Here is a 738-nt window from a genome sequence, read left to right as displayed (position 1 = left end):
CTACGGACCCCGGCATCGAGCTGCGCGACGGTCCCCGGCAGCCGGGCCGCCGTGCGGCGCAGGTCCTGCGCGGCGGCGGACAGCGAGGCCAGCGCGCTGCGCACCTCGGCGGACTGGACCGTCTCGCGCAACGCGAGGGTGGTGGTACGGATCTCGCCGAGCACGCCAGGGATGTCCGCCTGGGCCACCGTGCGCCGGAGGTCGGTCAGCAGCTCGGTGGCCTCGTTCACCACGCGGGCGATCTCCGCCGCCTTCACCTGGTCGCGCAGCTCCGTCGCGAGGCTGCTGATGGTGGTGAACAGCGTGCCGAAATCGACGTCCTGCAGCTGCCGCATGATGGTCTCGGCCGCCGACGACACCTGCGTCAGGGTGGAAGGCACCGCGGGAATCCAGGGATAACGCGGCTCCCAAGGGACATGGCGCCGTTCGCCGCGATCCGCGTCGACGAAGTCGAGCTCGATGTAGGCGACGCCCGTGATGCCTTGGCTCGACAGCCGGGCCCGCAGGCCGAGATTCACGGCGTCGTCGAGCGAGGGGATGTCGCCGGCCCGCCGCAGGTTCACGGCGAACCGCACCACGACGAGCTGGAAGGCGCCCGCGAAGGATTCGCCCTCCGGCCGCCGGTACTCGGCCGAGGCCAGCCCGATCTCCGTGACTCGCCCGATCGCGACGCCGCGGTAGCGCACCGGCGAGCCCACCTCAAGTCCCTGCACGCTCTCGCGGATATAGGTCTCCATG

General features: G+C 71.5%; 1 protein-coding gene. It reads right to left on the bottom strand.

Annotated elements, in window-relative coordinates:
• Positions 1 to 738 (bottom strand): MlaD family protein (locus tag AC1DWF_RS34140; protein ID WP_476842916.1); only part of this gene is annotated, 738 nt, incomplete at both ends.

It is taken from the genome of Aminobacter sp. P4_D5, from assembly GCF_056401815.1.
Note: the sequence above shows the minus strand (reverse complement) of the source record. Positions and strands in the feature narration are given on the sequence as shown.